This is a genomic window from Neisseria wadsworthii 9715, from assembly GCF_000227765.1.
In the GTDB taxonomy this organism is placed as follows: Bacteria; Pseudomonadota; Gammaproteobacteria; order Burkholderiales; family Neisseriaceae; genus Neisseria; species Neisseria wadsworthii.
In genome coordinates this window covers 1,125,699-1,140,883 of record NZ_JH165159.1, presented here as the reverse complement: position 1 = coordinate 1,140,883, position 15,185 = coordinate 1,125,699, and the positions used below count along the sequence as shown (strand labels likewise).

The window sequence follows — 15,185 nt, the reverse complement described above, 5'->3', positions numbered from 1 at the left end:
GACAGGCATCAACCGCACTCAAAATCTGCTAGAGAACGATTTTGAAAACTACCAAATCATCAACAAAATCAGTTAAATACAATAACAAATAAAGTTATTGATGCCTGTCTGAAAACCACTTTTTCAGACAGGCATTTCCATAACCATAACCCTTTACTTTCACACTCTAGCTTAACCCTGTTATCTCTTTAATCCTTTATTTCACAGCCATAAAAATAAACTCGGCGAAGTTAAAGCATCTCTTGCCTCAAGGCATAATCCCATTCATCATTACATTATTATTTTTTTCCGCTCTATATCGCTATGCCTCCGGTCAAACCGCACAAATATCTGCCCCTGCTGCTTGCGCTGTCGATATTTATGCAAATGCTTGACGCCACTATTCTCAATACCGCATTGCCGAAAATGGCGGAAGATTTACAAGCATCACCACTAAACATGCAGTCGGCGGTTATTTCATACGCTTTAACCTTGGCTTTGCTTATGCCGCTTAGCGGCTATTTGTGCGACCGCTATGGCACTCGGAAAGTGTTCGCCGTTTCTATGGGATTGTTTGTATCAGGCTCTATCATGGCCGCGGCAGCACCTAATCTGGTTACTTTGGTAGTCGCGCGCGTGGTTAAGGGCATGGGCGGCTCGATGCTGATGCCGGTGCCGCGCTTGGTTTTGATGCGGGCTTATGATAAATCGCAGCTTTTGTATGTGATGAATTTCGTGGTGATGCCCGCCCTCTTAGGGCCGGTACTGGGGCCTTTAGTGGGAGGTTACTTGGTTGAATATGCAAGTTGGCATTGGATTTTTTTAATTAATGTGCCTATCGGCATTATCGGCATCTGGTTCACATTGAAAATCATGCCGGATTTTCATGCACCTGAAACCGCCGTTGCTCGTTTTGATGTGTCCTGCTTTTTTCTGTTTGCCTCAAGAGCCGTTTCGCTAAGCTTAGCCATAGAAACCTTAACGCACCCCGGCCCACATTGGTTTTCCATCTCATTAGGATTGTTCGGCATGGCTGCTTTCTGGCTTTATCTGCAACATGCCAAGCAGGATAAACAGGCACTTTATCCGCTCAATTTAATGCAAGTGAGAACATTCCGTTTGGGCATTGCGGGCAACCTTGCCAGCCGGCTGGGCATGGCTGCCGTGCCTTTTCTGCTGCCGCTTTTCTTGCAATTGGCCTTCAGCCGCAGTCCCAGCGAATCCGGCTGGATTCTGGCACCAATTGCCCTTGCCGCATTAATGACCAAACCGCTGATCAAGTCCCTTATCAGCCGCGCAAGCTACCGTAATGTGCTGATTTGGAACACTCGGCTTATCGGCATCATTATCATCATGCTTTCCCTTCCAACGGCAACAACTCCTCTATGGTTGCTCATACCATTATTATTCCTTTTAGGCATGTGCAACTCACTACAATATTCTGCCATGAACACTCTGACTATTGCCGACCTACGCCCGGGTCAGGCCAGCAGCGGCAACAGCCTGATGACGGTAAACCAGCAGCTTTCAATCAGCCTCGGTATCGCTTAGGCGCCTTATTGCTCAACCGGTTCAGCATTCCCGAAATCAGCGGGGGCAACCTGCATAACGCCTTTCGTTATACTTTCTGGGTTATCGGCATCATCACTTTTTCTTCCTCTCAAGTATTCGCCCTCCTCCATAAATATGATGGGGCGAATTTAACCGAACGCTGAAGCATTTTTCAGACAGGCATCCTAATCTGCCGTTTTCCAAGTCGGCTCAAGTTCTTTATAATGCAACACCATTTATCCTAATTAAATCTATAAACTATGTTCCCCTTATTTTCAGACTTCACACATCTTATTCCGCAAATTGCCGACCAAACCGGTACGGCTCTGCTTAAAAATACCGGCGAAGGATTCAAAAGCTTCATTCTTTCCCTCTTCGCACGAGACGAATTTGCCTCGCAGTTTTTACAAACCAGCTTCAGCCACTTTTCCGGCTGGCTCGATATTGCCGTGGCCGCCGTCATTATGGGCCTGGCCTACTGGCTGTCTTCTGTGTGGATACGCAAAAAACCGATTGATTATTCTGCCCGCTTCGCCTTTCTGCGCCACTTGGGGCAACGGATTCTTTGGCCCGTATTGATATTGGTGCTGACCTTTATCGCACTGATTGTCTGGAACGCCATCGGCTTGCGCCCCCTTTGGCTGAGGCTGCTGCTCTTGGCCGCGCAATGGATGATTCTAATCCGCGCCGCCTTGGCTATCGTTCATGCCGCCATGCCGGCCAACAAATTCAGCAATTGGCTGGAAAACACCATTGCCAGCACACTTTGGGGCTACTTCCTGCTCTGGGTTTCCGGCATTGACGACATCATCATCAATTGGATGAAAAACCTAACCTTCTCGGTAGGTTCCGGCACATTAAGCCTATACACCATACTCACCGGCTTGCTGTGGGTAGGCGTAATTATGATGTTGGCCTTATGGTTATCAAAAGTGATTCAAGGCAAATTGATGAGCAGCAACCATCTCGACATCAACTTGCGGATTATGCTTTCCAATATTGTCAAAACCGTTTTGGTTATCTTATCCGTGTTGATTGCGCTGCCTTTGGTCGGCATCAACCTTACCGTATTGTCTGTATTCGGCGGCGCATTGGGTGTGGGTATCGGTTTTGCCTTACAGAAAATCGCCAGCAACTATATTTCCGGCTTCATCATTCTCGGCGACCGTTCCATCCGTCCCGGCGACCGGCTTACCGTTGACAACTTCACAGGCTACGTTACCAAAATTACTTCCCGCTTCGTAGTATTGCGCAGCGCCACCGGTTCCGAAGCATTGGTTCCGAACGAAACGTTTATTACCTCGATGGTGGTTAACGAATCCTATACCGGCAAATCCTTGTCTCAAGGCTTGGATGTTCAAGTTTCTTACAGCTCTGATATTGTCCGCGCGATGGAAATCATGCAGGCGGCAGCGGCTGCGCAAGAGCGTGTTGAAACCTCTCCCGAACCGAACGCATTTTTGATCGGTTTCGCCGACAACGGCATCGATTTACGCGTTACCTTCTGGGTAAAAGACCCGGAAAACGGCTTTCTCGGCCTGTTTTCCGCCATCCTGCTGGATATTTGGAAACGCTTTAATGAAGAGAATATCGAATTTCCGTTCCCTCAACGCGAAGTGCGCATCCTCAACGAAACCGCCGAACCCAGCGATATGGCCATGTTGCGGGCAGGCCTTAAAGCCCGCGGCGATACCGAATCCATCGACCCGGACAGCGACGAATGAATCAAGCCAAACCCTTAAAACAGCCCATCTCCGTGCTGGTCGTGCTCCACGACGGCGCGGGGCAGGTTTTATTGCTGGAACGCGCTGACAACGCAGGGTTCTGGCAGTCTGTAACCGGCAGTGTCGAAACCGGCGAAAGCCTGTCTGAAACCGCCTTCCGCGAAGTCTGGGAAGAAACCGGCATCTGGCTGAATGCCGAAGATTTAAATGATTGGCAAGAAAGCACGGTATATGAAATCTACCCGCATTGGCGCTGGCGCTACCCGGAAGGTGTCACACACAATACCGAACACATCTTTTCCGCCGTCATTTCCAAAGCAAGCAAGATTACTTTGGCGGAACACGTTTCCTACCGATGGCTACCCGCAAAAGAAGCAGCCGAAAAGGTATTCTCACCGTCAAACCGCAGCGCTATTTTAAATTTGGCTAAACATTGAAAATGCCTGTCTGAAAAGATTGAATATCCTTTCAGACAGGCATATATTAATTGTATAACTTCAACAAACAATACGGAAAACACCACAACCATGTCTGTCAATCCCATTATTATTACCACCTATAATATGCACAAAGGCATGTCGCCACTCAACCGCTTTGTGCAAGTCGACAGTATGGCAGAAGCCATCCAAAGCCTACGTTCCGATATCTTATTTTTACAAGAAGTACAAGGTGAAAACCTGCGCCGCCAGCTCAAGCTGCCCGCTTTCCCTAAAGCCCCCCATTACGATATTTTGAGCGACCGTCTGGATTATTACTCAAGCTACGGCAAAAACGCCATATATAAAGAAAAACACCACGGCAATGCCATTTTGAGCCACTTGCCCATCCACACCCAACACAATCTGAACATCACCGTCAACAAGCTCGAGCGGCGCGGTGTGTTGCATTGCGAAATCCATCCCGAAGGCTGGCCTTTCCCCATCGTATGCCTGTGTGCCCACCTCAATCTGCTGGAAGTTGACCGAGTCAAGCAATACACCGCCATCTTCGAATACGTTACCACCTACGTTGCACCGCAAAGCCCGCTTATTCTCGCCGGCGACTTCAACGATTGGCGCCACAAATCCTGCATGAACATAGGCCGCACGCTGGGCTTGAAAGAAGTGTTTATCGACTATTTCGGCTCCCGGCCCAAAACCTTTCCCGCACGTATGCCTTTTTTAAGTCTCGACCGAATCTATACGCGCAATCTGGATATTCTCGACGCCCAATTACACAACGGCACCCCCTGGCAAAACCTTTCCGACCATCTTCCACTAAGTGCCACACTGGCGCCCACGTCCTTTTAACCGGCTTTCGTTCCCCTTAGGAGAAGAAAGCTTTTCAGGCGGTACAATTCACGGTATAGTGTAAAAACAAGTAATCAAATATACCGTACAGCTATGGATTACCTGAGAAAGATGCCTTTCATCATCGTATTTATCGATAAAAAAGGCCATTCCTATGATGACAGCAGCCGCGACCTGAATGCCTACATTCAGCGCCACCCCCTGATTATTCCGCGTCTGCATCAGCCCCGCTTTTCCGCCAAAATTCTGGAAATTGCCGCCCACCAATGTGGCATGAGGGTTGTTCGCCGTCCTGCCGACAACCTCGTGCCCCGCAACCTTACCTATGTTATCCGAAAAAATATCTTTAAAAACGATGAAGAGCTGTGGAACTTCATTAACAAGCCTGAAAACATCAACTCTGTAAAATAAGCTCCGTACAAAAAGTACGGGCTTTTTTCAGACAGGCATACAGAAAGACAAAAATGCTTTTAATGATTGATAATTACGATAGCTTCACCTACAACATAGTGCAATATTTCGGCGAATTGGGGCAGAAAGTGCTCGTGCGCCGCAACGATGCTATCAGCTTGGAAGAAATAGAAAAACTTTCCCCTCAATACCTCATTATCGGCCCTGGCCCTTGTTCGCCCAAAGAAGCCGGCATCTCCGTTGCCGCCATGCAACACTTCGCCGGCAAACTCCCCATTATGGGCATCTGTCTCGGGCATCAAACCATAGGTGAAGCTTTCGGCGGGAATATTGTTCGTGCGAAAACCCTGATGCACGGCAAAGTTTCACCCGTAAAACATCTCGGACAAGGCATGTTCCGCAACCTGCCCAATCCCGTAACCTGCACGCGCTACCACAGCCTGGTTATCGACCGCACCACCCTTCCCGACTGCCTTGAAATCACAGCCTGGACGGATGACGGCGAAATTATGGGAGTGCGCCATAAAACCCTGCCCATCGAAGGCGTGCAGTTTCACCCTGAAGGGCTGCTTACCGAACACGGCCATGATATGCTAAACAACTTTTTAGAAGCATTCAAAACCTTCAATGCCTGTCTGAAAACCGAATAACCTACAATCCGCAATCGTAAAAAGAATTATGATCACCCCCCAACAAGCAATTGCCCGCCTCATTGATAACAATGAACTTTTTTATGATGAAATGACTGACCTGATGCGTCAGATTATGAGCGGTCAAGTTCCCTCCGAACAAATCGCCGCCATTCTGGTCGGCTTAAGGGTAAAAGTGGAAACCGTATCTGAAATCAGCGCAGCAGCTACCGTGATGCGCGAGTTTGCCACGCCCGTACCCGTAATCAACCATGAAAATCTGGTTGATATCGTCGGCACTGGCGGAGACGGCGCCAAAACATTCAACATTTCCAGCACCACCACATTCGTTGCCGCAGCAGCAGGCGCACACATCGCCAAACACGGCAACCGCTCGGTATCTTCTTCCAGCGGCGCGGCTGATGTGATGGAGCAAATGGGCGTATCGCTCGCCCTTTCACCCGAGCAAGTAGGGAGATGCATCGACGAAACCGGCATAGGTTTTATGTTTGCTCCGAACCATCATAATGCCATGCGCTATGTCGCTCCCGTGCGCCGCTCGCTCGGCATCCGAACCATGTTCAATATTTTAGGCCCGCTTACCAATCCTGCCGGCGCACCCAATCAGCTGCTCGGTGTATTCCATACCGACTTATGCGGTATCCTCTCCCGCGTTTTGCAGCAACTCGGTTCCAAACACGTGATGGTTATTTGCGGGAAAGACGGGCTGGACGAAATCACCCTGACCGGGACCACCCGTGTTGCCGAACTAAAAAACAACAAAATCAACGAATACGATATTTCACCTGAAGAATTCGGCATTCCTCTGCGCGAAAACCTCAACGAAATCCGCGTAGATAACAGCCAACAATCTCTCGAAATGATGAACGCCGTATTGGCCGGCCAACCCGGTGCCGCACGCGACATCGTATTGCTCAACTCCGCCGCTGCCATCTACACCGGCGGCAAGGCCGACTCCTTGGCAGAAGGTTTTGAAGCCGCCAAAGAAGCGCTCGATTCAGGTCGCGCCAAAGCCAAGCAGCAAGAGCTGGTTGCCTACACACAAAAACTGGCGCAAGAGCAAAACGCTTAATCTACCATTCCCAACTATACCGGCACAAAAGAATGCCTGTCTGAAACACCTTCAGACAGGCATTCTTCATGACCAATCGTTTTTTACGACTTCTTAGCTTTAAAGCCCAATAAATGCTGCTGTGTTGCCAGCCACGCGCCGCCCATCCCCAGCGCGGTAACCACCAACAACACCAGCAAAATTTCCGAGAAGGTAAAAAAACGCCATTCAATATTCACACCGTAAGGTTTGAATATCTGGTTCACTAGAGGCCGGCTCGAGGCCATCAGCCAAGCGCATAACACCAAACTCACGCCCGCCGCCAAAAGGCTTTGCCACGCAGCCTGATAAAGGAACGGACGGCGGATAAACGATGAAGGCGCACCCAAAAGTTTAGTAATTTCAATCTCTTCTTTACGGCTCAGAATCTGCAAACGAATGGTATTGTGCGCCACCAACACAAAAGCCAAGCTCAAAGTAACCGCAAGAAAATAAAATATTTTTCGGATAAAATCGTTCACTTGGTAAAGCGTTTGCATCCATTCCGCATCGAGCTGCGCACTTTCCACCATAGGAAATTGGTTCAAATCATTTTGCAACGCCTTCATCTGCTCCGGCGCAGGATGGCCTTGCGGGGTTACGATAAACACATCGGGCAGCGGATTTTCATCCAGCATCGACACCAAATCCTGCCCGCCCATGCTTTTCTGCAATTCATCCAAGCCCTGTTGCTTACCGACAAATTCATATTTCTCAATCCGCTTGTCTTGCGACAAAAGTTTGCGCACCTCTTCATTGTCGCCCGTATCCGCGCTCAGCTCCATATAAAGCGTAATTTGCGGCGCTTCTTTCATTTTACCGATCAACGCCTGCGCACTCTGCACACCAAGATAAAGCGACAACGGCAAGGTCATCGCAATTGAAAGCATGATAAGAATCAAAAACATACCGAAAGGTTGGCGGATAAATTGAGCGGCTGCGCTCTTGGCCGATTCGGTATGCAGCGAAAAATAATGTTTCAGATTCATTATGCGAACCTCCCTTGGTGCAAACGCAGAATCCGGTGGCCGTAATCCGCCATCAAGCTTTCATCGTGCGCCGCCACAATAACCGTGGTGCCCGCTTCATGAAATGTTTTAAACAATTCCATAATATCCAAGGCATAAGCGCGGTCTAAGTTGGCCGAAGGTTCATCGGCAATCAGCAAACTGGGCTGGTGAACCACCGCGCGGGCGATACACAGCCTTTGCTGCTCACCGCCCGACATGGTAATCGGATCCGCCTTCTCTTTGCCCGCCAACCCCACTTTTTCAATCGCAATCAGCGCCCGCTCTTCCGCCGCTTTCACGTCATAGCCGGTGATACGCAGCGGCAAAATCACATTTTGCAGCACATTGCGGTCATAAAGGATTTTATGGTCTTGAAAAACAATGCCGATATGTTGGCGCAGAAAACCAAGTTGGTTATCGGAAAGATCGCTGATATTCTGATTATTCATCCAAACCTTGCCTTCGGTGGGCTTGGTGATTCCGGCAATCAGCTTGAGCACGGTTGACTTACCCGCACCGGAGTGGCCTGCCAAAAAAATCATTTCGCCTTTATTAATCTGAAAGCTCAGATTCTTAATTGCGGCAAACCCGCCCGGATAGATTTTAGAGACTTGTTCGAATCGTATCATGATGGTTGTCTGTGAATTATTTAAGCCAATGTAATATTTAAACCAATATTTGACCGATTATACAATAAGGCCGACGAAAACCGCCCGTCTGTTTTATAATGTGAAACAAATCCAAGATAAAAGGAAACACAATGTTAACCCCCGATCAAGTGAAGCAAATGATTGCAGATATCGCAAAATGCGAACATATTGAAGTGGAAGGCGACGGCCATCATTTTTTTGCCACCATCGTTTCCAGCGAATTTCAAGGCAAAGCCCGCTTGTCACGCCACCGCATGATTAAAGACGGCCTGGCCGAAAAGCTCGCTTCCAACGAATTACACGCCCTTTCCATTCAAACTGCCGCCACGCCTGAAGAATGGGCCGCCAAAGGCAACTGATAAAAGGTTTCCGGCGATGATGGATAAACGAACCTACCTGCAAGCTTTCATCATTCACTTGCAAATCAACCAGATTCCGTCTAAAGAAAAAAGCGACCATATTTATCTGTCACAAAGCAACCATCGTTTTTTTCTGGAAATGCTCGTTTACGAAAACGGCACATTCGAAACACTCATCACTGATTTGGGCAGCGGCTCTTTTGCCAAGCGAGAGCAAGGTGAATGGGTGGATGCCAACGATTTGAAAGCACGGCTGCAATCCTATCAGGATATTCTGAATAAAGCCCGTTAATCCGAACCCATGCCTGTCTGAAAATATTCAGACAGGCATTACCAACCCATATCCCAAAATCGCCTTTATCTTTTATAATTCCAAATTCGGCGCATAAGCCATAACATTCATTCCCAAGCAGCCGAAATGCGCTGCCGCTCCTATTATTTCGAAAGACCAAAACTGTGGATAAACTCAAAATCTCCGCCAACGGCCCATTAAACGGCGAAATCACCGTATCCGGCGCCAAAAACGCCGCCCTGCCGCTGATGTGCGCCGGCCTGCTTACCGCCGGCACTTTGCGCTTGAAAAACGTGCCCATGCTGCGCGACGTGAAAACCACCCAAAAACTGCTGCAAGGCATGGGCGCGCGCGTGCTGACCGACAATGTGCACGAATTTGAAATCAACGGCGGCACGGTCAATAACACCGTTGCCCCGTATGAATTGGTAAAAACCATGCGTGCTTCGATTCTGGTGCTCGGCCCCACGCTGGCGCGCTTCGGCGAAGCACAAGTGAGTTTGCCCGGCGGCTGTGCCATCGGTTCGCGCCCCGTCGACCAACACTTGAAAGGCTTGGAAACAATGGGCGCGGAAATCACCATCGAACACGGCTACGTGAAAGCCAAAGGCCGCTTGAAAGGCGCGCGCGTGGTGATGGATGTGGTTACCGTGGGCGGCACCGAAAACCTGCTGATGGCCGCCACTTTGGCCGAAGGCACCACCATTTTGGAAAACTGTGCCATCGAGCCTGAAGTGGTGGATTTGGCCGAATGCTTAGTCAAAATGGGTGCGAAAATCAGCGGTATCGGCACATCCATTATGACTATTGAAGGTGTAAAAGAGCTGCACGGCTGCGAACACAGCGTTGTGCCCGATCGCATCGAAGCCGGCACCTTCCTGTGCGCTGTCGCCATGACAGGCGGCAAAGTCGTGTTGCGCAACGCTGCACCGAAAACCATGGAAGTGGTGCTGGACAAACTGGTGGAAGCCGGCGCGATTATCGAAGCGGGCGACAACTGGATTTCCATCGATATGCAGCAACGCCCCAAAGCCGTGGATATCCGCACCGTGCCGCACCCCGGTTTCCCCACCGACATGCAGGCACAGTTTATGGTGATGAATGCCATCGCCGAAGGCACCGGCAAAGTGGTGGAAACCATTTTTGAAAACCGCTTTATGCACGTGCCCGAGTTGAACCGTATGGGCGCGAACATCACTGCCGAAGGCAACACCGCGATTGTGAAAGGCGTGGAAAAATTGTCCGGCGCCACCGTAATGGCCACCGACCTGCGCGCTTCCGCCAGCTTGGTGATGGCTGGCTTGGTGGCCGACGGAGAAACCATTGTCGAACGCATCTACCACCTCGACCGCGGTTACGAACACATCGAAACCAAACTCGGCAAAGTAGGCGCGAAAATCGAACGCATCAGTTGATGCGCTGCGGCTAGGCGGTAAACCGCGGTTTCCCAACACCCCCAGCTAAGGAACATGCCATGAAAGTTTACACAGCAGAAGAAATGCGTCGACACGAGCAAATGGCCGTGGATAAAGGCATCAGTTTTGCACAACTTATGGAAAATGCCGGTAGCGCGGCAGCGGGAGATTTACTCAAGCGGTTTCCCCAAGCCGGCCGCGCACTGATTGTGTGCGGCAAAGGCAATAACGGCGGAGACGGCTTGGTTATCGCCCGCATTTTGCAAGCGGCAGGCTGGCAGGCAGACATTGTGTTTGTGTTGGGCAACGAATTGTCGCCGCTGGCAGAATCCAACCGCCAAAAGCTGCTTAATCTGCACGGCATCGAATTTGCCGAACTCAATACCTGTCTGAAAAAGCCTTATGCCTTGATTATCGACGGCATTTTCGGCACCGGTTTTACCGGCTCGCTGCCGCAGGCCGTGGCAGAAACCTGCCGCAGCTTAAACGCCATGCCGGGCACTAAAATCGCGCTGGATATTCCTACCGGCTTAAACTGCGATACGGCCGAAGCCGATGCCGACACTTTTCAGGCCGACATCACCTACACGTTCGCCGCCTACAAACCTGCGCATCTTAATGAGGCCGGCAAAGCTTATTGCGGCGAAACCCTGTGTTTGGATATAGGGATTGAATGATCACTGCTGCAAAACAAATGCATAAGCAGTAATCCGATGCCTGTCTGAAAACCACGCCGCCTTTTTCAGACAGGCATTACCTTTAAACCTGCAACCCTCATTACCCACATGCACACAACAGAAAACCTCCACGCATCCGGCGAAGAACGCAAAGGCTTATGGTATGCGCTGGGCTGCTATTCCATCTGGGGGCTGTTCCCGATTTACTGGTATCCGCTCAACCAATCTGCCATAGGCGCCGATCAGATCTTAGCGCAACGCATCGTTTGGTCGGCCATATTCGCCCTGCTCATGTTGCTTATATTTAGGCAAACTGCTGCCGTGCGCGCCGCGTTTAAGCAACCCAAAGTTTTGGGGCTGCTGATGCTTTCATCTTTTCTGATCGGCATCAACTGGCTGGTTTACCTGTGGGCGATTGTCAACCATCATGTGCTGGATGCCAGCCTCGGCTATTTCATCAACCCTTTGTTCAACGTATTGCTCGGCGGCCTGATTTTTAAGGAGCCGTTAAACCGCGCCCAAAAAGCCGCCGTTGTGCTCGCCTTTATCGGCATTCTTTGGCTGGCGCTGCCTGCCGGGCAGATTCCGTGGGTGGCTCTGCTGCTTGCCTTCAGCTTCGGCGGCTACGGCCTGATACGCAAACTCGCCCCCATGGAAGCCTTACCCGGCTTGGCTTTGGAAACTGTGCTTATCGTGCCTTTCGCGCTGGCTTATTTGGCTTGGTGCCATACGCAAGGCACATTGGTTTTCGGTGAACTCAACAACCTGCAAATCTCCCTTCTGCTCGGCTCCGGCGCCATTACCACCATACCTCTGCTGTTTTTCGCCGCCAGCGCCAAACGTATCCCTTTATCATTGCTCGGCATCTTGCAATACGGCGCACCGACTTTGCAGTTTTTAATCGGGCTGACTTTGTTTGGCGAAAGCTTCGATTTCAACCGCTTCATCGGCTATTTATGGGTGTGGGCCGGCGTAGCCGTGTTTCTGCTTGCAGGTTGGCGGGCAAGAAAAATGCCTGTCTGAAAAGTTTCAGACAGGCATTTGAAACACTATTTCACATTAGCCGATAGAAGCATTCACAAACGCCACCAACTGGCCTTTGGCCAATGCGCCCACTTTAGTGGCAACGCTTTGGCCGTTTTTAAACACCATCAGCGTCGGAATACCGCGCACGCCGAATTGCGCAGGCGTTTGCTGGTTGTCGTCAATATTGATTTTTACCACTTTCACTTTGCCTTCAAACTCAGCCGCCACTTCGTCCAAAATCGGCGCAATCATTCTGCAAGGGCCGCACCACGGCGCCCAAAAATCCAGCAAAACCGGCACATCTGATTTCAAAACATCTTGCTCGAAAGAAGCATCGGTAGCGTGTACGACTAAATTGCTCATATTTTTTCCTTTTCTTTTGGAATAGATGGCTATGAAAAATCAAACTTCATAGCCATATCTGTAAATTAAAACTTACCTATCTGTGAGGATAAGGCCGCCTGGCTTAAATTTCAAGCCTTATTATGCGCTAATAGTTTTTTCGTATAGTCGTTATCAGGATTTGCAAACACCGCCCTGCAATCGCCCTGTTCCACCACCGCACCGTCTTTCAACACCATCACCCGGTGCGACAAAGCATTGATCACCGCCAAATCATGGCTGATGATAATCAGGCTCAAACCATGCTCCCGCTGCAAATCGCCCAAAAGCTTCAAAATCTGCTGTTGCCATTGCACATCAAGCGCACTGGTCGGCTCGTCGAGCACCAAAATTTTCGGGCGCACAATAATCGCGCGTGCGATTGCCAGCCGCTGGCGCTGCCCGCCGGAAAACTCGTGCGGGTATCGCTCCAGAATATCGCCGTGCAAACCCACCGTTTGCAGCACCTCAAGCACCCGCACCTTTTTCTGATCTGCATCCAACGCAGGCTCGTACACGTTCAAAGCCTCGGACACTATTTCCAACACATTCATGCGCGGGTTAAATGCGCCGAACGGATCCTGAAACACCATCTGCGTTTCGCGACGCAAATCCGGCCGCCAAGCTTCGCCCCGGATTTTCAGGCTGCCTTTTGCAGGCATCAACTGTACCAAAGCCTTGGCCAGCGTGGTTTTTCCGCTGCCGCTCTCGCCGATTACGCCCAGCGTTTCACCGCTTTTCAAGGTGAACGACACCGGTTGCAGCAACACTTTTTCCCGCTTTTTAAACCAGCCCGCCCGCTCGCTGACCGACACGCTGACTTGCTCTGCCTCCATCACCGTTTCCGCGTTTTCAGACAGGCATTGCACCCTGCGCTCGGGCACGGCATTCAGCAACATTTGCGTATATTCATGCTGCGGCCGCGCAAACACTTCCGCCACGCTGCCTTGCTCGACCACACGCCCGTGCTGCATCACCACCACATTATCGGCAAAGCGGCGCACCAAGTTCAAATCATGGCTGATGTAGAGTAGCGTCATATTTTTCGATTGCTGCAAGCGCCCGAGCAAATCCAAAATCTGCGCCTGCACCGCCACATCCAGCGCCGTGGTCGGCTCGTCGGCAATCAGCAGCTTCGGTTCCGCTGCCACCGCCATTGCAATCATCGCCCGTTGCCGCTGCCCGCCGGAAAGCTGAAACGGGTAAGCAAACGCTTTTTCTTCGGGATCGTGAATGCCTGTTTCCGCAAGCAGCCCAACCGCCCGCGCCCATGCCTGTTTCTTATCCAATCCCAAATGCAACGTCAACACCTCGGCGATTTGCGCACCCACGCGCATCACCGGGTTCAGCGCCGTCATCGGCTCCTGAAACACCATGCCGATTTCCCGCCCGCGCAAACGCCGCAACTGCCGTTCGCTGCAATCAAGCAGGTTTTCGCCGTTAAATTTCAGGCTGCCGCTCAACGACACATCCGGATTCAAACGCATAATCCCCTGCGCCAACACCGTTTTACCGCTGCCGCTTTCGCCCACAACCGCCGTTTTGCTGCCCTGTTTGACGTTGAGATTGATGTCGTACAGCACTTGTTTGCCGGGGAAAGAGGCGTTTAGGTTTTCAATTTGCAGAATATTCATCCCCTCGCCCTCACATCAAATGCATGCCGCAGCCCTTCACCTATCATTACCAGTAAAAGCAGCATCACGGTCAGGGTGCCGAATGCAGACAGGCCTATCCACCAGGCGTCAAGATTGTCTTTGCCTTGAGCCAGCAGTTCGCCCAAGCTCGCTTGCGAAGCGGGCACACCCAAGCCGAGGAAGTCGAGGCTGGTAAGGGCAAGCACGCCGCCGGAGATGCGGAAAGGCAGGAAAGCAAGCACGGGGGTTAGGCTGTTGGGCAGGATGTGGCGCCACATGATGGTGCGGTCGGGCACGCCCATGCTTTTGGCGGCCGAAACATAATCGGCTTGCCGGTTTTTAAGAAATTCGGCGCGCACATAATCGGATAAGCCCATCCAGCCGAACAGGGAGAGCAGAAACAGCAGCACCAGCAGGCCGGGATTGAAAAATGATGAAAGAATAATCAGCAGATAAAGCTCGGGCATGCCGCCCCAGATTTCCATAAAACGCTGCATCAACAAATCGGTTTTGCCGCCGAAATAGCCTTGCACGGCGCCGGCCAACACGCCGATGGTGGTGGTAACCGCGGTCAACACCAAAGCAAACAGCAGGGAATCGCGGAAGCCGTATACCAATCTTGCCAACACGTCGCGGCCGCGGTCGTCGGTGCCCAGCAGGTGGTTGGCAGACGGCGGCGCGGGGTCGGGCAGTGTGTCGAAATCGTTTAAGGTGTTGGCGGCGTAGGGGTTAACAGGATAAACCGCGCGGTTGCCGCCGTTGGTTATATTGTGTTTGATAAGCGGGTCGAGATAATCGGCGGGTGTATCGAAGTCGCCACCGAAATCTTTGTCGTAATAGGTTTTAAAAATGGGAAAGTAATGGCGGCCTTCGTAGTTGACCCACAAGGGTTTGTCGTTGCTCCACAAGGGTGCGAGCAAGGCGGCGGCAAAAAGCAGCAGCAGGATAATCAGGCTGATGCTGCCGCGCTTGTGTTTTTTAAAGGATTGCCAGGCTTTTGCGGCTAAGATGTTTCGCATAAGTCTCCGTTTTGGTCTATGCCTGTCT

16 protein-coding genes and 1 pseudogene are annotated in these 15,185 nt (G+C 50.9%); 12 read left to right on the top strand and 5 right to left on the bottom strand.

Translation table 11 applies throughout. From position 1 onward, the window contains the following. The first annotated feature begins 303 nt into the window (after positions 1 to 303). The 7 genes and pseudogenes from HMPREF9370_RS05205 (at position 304) to trpD (ending at position 6,676) form a co-directional block, all read left to right on the top strand. Positions 304 to 1,694: pseudogene (locus tag HMPREF9370_RS05205) on the top strand (MFS transporter). A gap of 96 nt (positions 1,695 to 1,790) precedes the next feature. Next, the gene (locus tag HMPREF9370_RS05200) at positions 1,791 to 3,254 is read left to right on the top strand and encodes a mechanosensitive ion channel family protein (RefSeq protein WP_009116316.1); all 1,464 of its coding nucleotides are present in this window, start codon (positions 1,791 to 1,793) and stop codon (positions 3,252 to 3,254) included. Next, a complete protein-coding gene (nudB, locus tag HMPREF9370_RS05195) occupies positions 3,251 to 3,691 on the top strand; it encodes a dihydroneopterin triphosphate diphosphatase (protein WP_009116315.1) in 441 nt (146 codons plus the stop codon). Before HMPREF9370_RS05200 ends, nudB begins: the two co-directional genes overlap by 4 nt. A 90-nt stretch (positions 3,692 to 3,781) precedes the next feature. After that, the gene (locus tag HMPREF9370_RS05190) at positions 3,782 to 4,543 is read left to right on the top strand and encodes an endonuclease/exonuclease/phosphatase family protein (protein WP_009116314.1); all 762 of its coding nucleotides are present in this window, start codon (positions 3,782 to 3,784) and stop codon (positions 4,541 to 4,543) included. A 93-nt stretch (positions 4,544 to 4,636) separates the two neighbouring features. Further along, a complete protein-coding gene (locus tag HMPREF9370_RS05185; RefSeq protein WP_009116313.1) occupies positions 4,637 to 4,954 on the top strand; it encodes a hypothetical protein in 318 nt (105 codons plus the stop codon). A 53-nt stretch (positions 4,955 to 5,007) separates the two neighbouring features. Beyond that, positions 5,008 to 5,604, top strand: coding sequence for an aminodeoxychorismate/anthranilate synthase component II (locus tag HMPREF9370_RS05180; protein ID WP_009116312.1), 597 nt, complete (start codon positions 5,008 to 5,010; stop codon positions 5,602 to 5,604). 28 nt (positions 5,605 to 5,632) lie between these two features. After that, positions 5,633 to 6,676, top strand: coding sequence for an anthranilate phosphoribosyltransferase (trpD, locus tag HMPREF9370_RS05175; RefSeq protein ID WP_009116311.1), 1,044 nt, complete (start codon positions 5,633 to 5,635; stop codon positions 6,674 to 6,676). Positions 6,677 to 6,759: 83 nt separating this feature from the next. Here trpD and ftsX read toward each other — a convergent pair whose 3' ends face one another. Both ftsX and ftsE read right to left on the bottom strand, forming a co-directional pair. Next, positions 6,760 to 7,683, bottom strand: coding sequence for a permease-like cell division protein FtsX (gene ftsX / locus HMPREF9370_RS05170; protein ID WP_009116310.1), 924 nt, complete (start codon positions 7,681 to 7,683; stop codon positions 6,760 to 6,762). Beyond that, the gene (ftsE, locus tag HMPREF9370_RS05165; protein ID WP_009116309.1) at positions 7,683 to 8,333 is read right to left on the bottom strand and encodes a cell division ATP-binding protein FtsE; all 651 of its coding nucleotides are present in this window, start codon (positions 8,331 to 8,333) and stop codon (positions 7,683 to 7,685) included. Before ftsE ends, ftsX begins: the two co-directional genes overlap by 1 nt. A 131-nt stretch (positions 8,334 to 8,464) precedes the next feature. Between ftsE and HMPREF9370_RS05160 the strand changes: the two genes are divergently transcribed. From HMPREF9370_RS05160 to rarD, 5 genes are all read left to right on the top strand, one after another. Continuing rightward, a complete protein-coding gene (locus HMPREF9370_RS05160) occupies positions 8,465 to 8,713 on the top strand; it encodes a BolA family protein (protein WP_009116308.1) in 249 nt (82 codons plus the stop codon). Positions 8,714 to 8,729: 16 nt separating this feature from the next. Then, positions 8,730 to 9,005: a hypothetical protein gene (locus HMPREF9370_RS05155; RefSeq protein ID WP_009116307.1), complete on the top strand. Its 276-nt coding sequence runs from the start codon at positions 8,730 to 8,732 to the stop codon at positions 9,003 to 9,005. A gap of 164 nt (positions 9,006 to 9,169) precedes the next feature. Continuing rightward, on the top strand, positions 9,170 to 10,420 hold the full coding sequence (gene murA, locus HMPREF9370_RS05150) for a UDP-N-acetylglucosamine 1-carboxyvinyltransferase (RefSeq protein WP_009116306.1): 1,251 nt from the start codon (positions 9,170 to 9,172) through the stop codon (positions 10,418 to 10,420). Positions 10,421 to 10,479: 59 nt separating this feature from the next. Then, a complete protein-coding gene (locus HMPREF9370_RS05145) occupies positions 10,480 to 11,097 on the top strand; it encodes an NAD(P)H-hydrate epimerase (RefSeq protein ID WP_009116305.1) in 618 nt (205 codons plus the stop codon). Positions 11,098 to 11,205: 108 nt separating this feature from the next. Continuing rightward, positions 11,206 to 12,120, top strand: a complete 915-nt coding sequence (rarD, locus tag HMPREF9370_RS05140) for an EamA family transporter RarD (protein WP_009116304.1) — start codon at positions 11,206 to 11,208, stop codon at positions 12,118 to 12,120. Between the two features lie 36 nt (positions 12,121 to 12,156). Here rarD and trxA read toward each other — a convergent pair whose 3' ends face one another. The 3 genes from trxA to HMPREF9370_RS05125 form a co-directional block, all read right to left on the bottom strand. Beyond that, positions 12,157 to 12,486, bottom strand: coding sequence for a thioredoxin TrxA (gene trxA / locus HMPREF9370_RS05135; RefSeq protein WP_009116303.1), 330 nt, complete (start codon positions 12,484 to 12,486; stop codon positions 12,157 to 12,159). A 110-nt stretch (positions 12,487 to 12,596) separates the two neighbouring features. After that, positions 12,597 to 14,138 (bottom strand): ABC transporter ATP-binding protein, encoded by a 1,542-nt coding sequence (locus HMPREF9370_RS05130; protein ID WP_009116302.1) that lies wholly within the window; start codon positions 14,136 to 14,138, stop codon positions 12,597 to 12,599. Next, the gene (locus HMPREF9370_RS05125; protein WP_009116301.1) at positions 14,135 to 15,157 is read right to left on the bottom strand and encodes an ABC transporter permease; all 1,023 of its coding nucleotides are present in this window, start codon (positions 15,155 to 15,157) and stop codon (positions 14,135 to 14,137) included. Before HMPREF9370_RS05125 ends, HMPREF9370_RS05130 begins: the two co-directional genes overlap by 4 nt. Positions 15,158 to 15,185 lie beyond the last annotated feature (28 nt).

Coding starts and splice junctions, on each gene's coding strand:
- trxA (WP_009116303.1), bottom strand. CDS start 12,486: ATGAGCAATTTAGTCGTACACGCTACCGATGCTTCTTTCGAGCAAGAT.
- HMPREF9370_RS05125 (WP_009116301.1), bottom strand. CDS start 15,157: ATGCGAAACATCTTAGCCGCAAAAGCCTGGCAATCCTTTAAAAAACAC.
- HMPREF9370_RS05145 (WP_009116305.1), top strand. CDS start 10,480: ATGAAAGTTTACACAGCAGAAGAAATGCGTCGACACGAGCAAATGGCC.
- HMPREF9370_RS05190 (WP_009116314.1), top strand. CDS start 3,782: ATGTCTGTCAATCCCATTATTATTACCACCTATAATATGCACAAAGGC.
- ftsX (WP_009116310.1), bottom strand. CDS start 7,683: ATGAATCTGAAACATTATTTTTCGCTGCATACCGAATCGGCCAAGAGC.
- rarD (WP_009116304.1), top strand. CDS start 11,206: ATGCACACAACAGAAAACCTCCACGCATCCGGCGAAGAACGCAAAGGC.
- ftsE (WP_009116309.1), bottom strand. CDS start 8,333: ATGATACGATTCGAACAAGTCTCTAAAATCTATCCGGGCGGGTTTGCC.
- HMPREF9370_RS05160 (WP_009116308.1), top strand. CDS start 8,465: ATGTTAACCCCCGATCAAGTGAAGCAAATGATTGCAGATATCGCAAAA.
- HMPREF9370_RS05180 (WP_009116312.1), top strand. CDS start 5,008: ATGCTTTTAATGATTGATAATTACGATAGCTTCACCTACAACATAGTG.
- HMPREF9370_RS05185 (WP_009116313.1), top strand. CDS start 4,637: ATGGATTACCTGAGAAAGATGCCTTTCATCATCGTATTTATCGATAAA.
- HMPREF9370_RS05200 (WP_009116316.1), top strand. CDS start 1,791: ATGTTCCCCTTATTTTCAGACTTCACACATCTTATTCCGCAAATTGCC.
- nudB (WP_009116315.1), top strand. CDS start 3,251: ATGAATCAAGCCAAACCCTTAAAACAGCCCATCTCCGTGCTGGTCGTG.
- trpD (WP_009116311.1), top strand. CDS start 5,633: ATGATCACCCCCCAACAAGCAATTGCCCGCCTCATTGATAACAATGAA.
- HMPREF9370_RS05155 (WP_009116307.1), top strand. CDS start 8,730: ATGATGGATAAACGAACCTACCTGCAAGCTTTCATCATTCACTTGCAA.
- HMPREF9370_RS05130 (WP_009116302.1), bottom strand. CDS start 14,138: ATGAATATTCTGCAAATTGAAAACCTAAACGCCTCTTTCCCCGGCAAA.